The organism is Mycobacterium sp. E735, from assembly GCF_001666955.1.
Taxonomy (GTDB): Bacteria; Actinomycetota; Actinomycetes; order Mycobacteriales; family Mycobacteriaceae; genus Mycobacterium.
Genome location: NZ_LZIX01000083.1, coordinates 1 through 1,187, shown reverse-complemented (window position 1 = coordinate 1,187; position 1,187 = coordinate 1). Strand labels below are relative to the sequence as shown.

Sequence of the window (1,187 nt, the reverse complement as noted above, 5' to 3'; positions counted from 1 at the left end):
GATCGTGAAGCGGCCCCGGGTGATCGTCGACGAATTCGGCAACGAGTCCATCGGCGTCCGCTCCATCTGCTATCTCCCACTGACCTACGACCATCGGCTCATCGACGGCGCTGACGCCGGACGCTTCCTCACCACGATCAAGCACCGGCTCGAAGAGGGAGCGTTCGAGGCCGACTTGGGTCTCTAGGAGGACTGGCGAACCGTGGCCAAACCCGTCATCGCGATCGCGGGTTCATCCGGCCTGATCGGATCCGCCTTGACCGCCGCCCTGCGTGCGGCCGACCACCGGGTGCTGCGCATCGTGCGCCGGGCACCGTCGAACTCCGACGAGCTGCACTGGAACCCCGAGAGCGGCGAATTCGACGTCGACGCGATCAGCGACGTCGACGCCGTCGTCAACCTGTGCGGCGTCAACGTCGGCCAGCGCCGCTGGTCGGGCGCCTTCAAGCAGGGCCTGCGGGACAGCCGCATCGCCCCCACCGAAGTGCTGGCGCATGCCGTCGCCGACGCCGGGGTGGCGACCCTGGTCAACGCCAGCGCGGTGGGCTACTACGGGGACACCAAGGACCGCGTGGTCGACGAAAACGACCGGGCGGGAAAGGGTTTCCTGGCCCAGCTGTGCGAGGACTGGGAGGCCGCGACGCTGCCGGCCCAATACGGTGGCGCCCGGGTGGTGCTGGCCCGCACCGGGCTGGTGTTCTCCCCGGCGGGTGGCGCGCTGGGGCGGTTGCGGCCGTTGTTCCGGGCGGGCCTGGGGGCGCGGCTGGGCAGCGGCCGTCAATACATGTCGTGGATCACCCTGGAGGACGAGGTGCGGGCGCTGCTGTTCGCGATCTCCAACACCGCGCTGTCCGGCCCGGTGAACATGACCGGGCCCGCGCCGGTCACCAACGCCGAATTCACCACCGCCTTCGGCCGCGCGGTCAACCGCCCGACCCCGCTGATGGTGCCGGGCTTCGCGGTGCGGGCCGCGCTCGGCGAGTTCGCCGAGGAGGGCGTGCTCATCGGCCAGCGCGCGATCCCCTCCGCGCTTGAGCGGGCGGGTTTCGAGTTCCACCACAACACCATCGGCGAGGCGCTCGGCTACGCCACCGCCCAGCGCGACCACGACTAGCGGCGATCGCAAGCGCGGCGCAGCCGGGCGAAGCGGGTCGCCGCCATCGGACTAGCGGCGATCGCAAGCGCGG

The 1,187-nt window shown here is 70.9% G+C and carries 2 protein-coding genes; both read left to right on the top strand.

Going from position 1 to position 1,187, the window contains the following annotated elements:
• A partial coding sequence (locus A5704_RS06825; protein WP_197508455.1) for a 2-oxo acid dehydrogenase subunit E2 occupies nt 1-187 on the top strand: 187 nt, incomplete at its 5' end.
• A 15-nt stretch (nt 188-202) separates the two neighbouring features.
• The gene (locus A5704_RS06820; protein ID WP_067758010.1) at nt 203-1,114 is read left to right on the top strand and encodes a TIGR01777 family oxidoreductase; all 912 of its coding nucleotides are present in this window, start codon (nt 203-205) and stop codon (nt 1,112-1,114) included.
• The last annotated feature ends 73 nt before the right edge of the window (nt 1,115-1,187 follow it).